Origin of the sequence: Vibrio sp. 10N.222.49.C9, assembly GCF_041474985.1 — a bacterium.
GTDB lineage: Bacteria > Pseudomonadota > Gammaproteobacteria > Enterobacterales > Vibrionaceae > Vibrio > Vibrio crassostreae_C.
On record NZ_JBFRVD010001530.1, the window covers coordinates 1 to 350 of the forward strand.

Consider the following 350-nt stretch of genomic DNA (forward strand, 5'->3'; position numbering starts at 1 on the left):
GCCTTTACCTACGTAGTCGTTGGCATCGCCAGTGAGCTTAATGTTTACGCCTCCAGCGTTCCAAACCCCAAGAGACTGTCCTGCTGTGCCGTTTAGGTTTAAGCAAATAGGGGAGCCTGCGACACCTGCATTACCATATCGCTTGGCAATCTCACCAGAAAGGCGAGCGCCAATAGAGCGGTCGGTATTCTTCACGTCATAATAGAGATTCAACGGCGCTTTAGCTTCAACCGCAGCCAGTGCTTCTTCAACGATAGTTTGGTTGAGGAAGGCCTTATCAAACGGCTTGTTCGGTTCAGACCAGAATACAGGTGCACCCGTAGGAGAGACTGGAGTCTCAAGGATATCAC

At 50.6% G+C, this 350-nt stretch carries 1 protein-coding gene; it reads right to left on the reverse strand.

Annotation, left to right across the window (positions count from 1 at the left end; translation table 11 throughout):
- Nucleotides 1–350, reverse strand: a 350-nt coding sequence (locus AB4585_RS29100; protein WP_372172282.1) for a hypothetical protein, incomplete at both ends; no start/stop codon positions are given.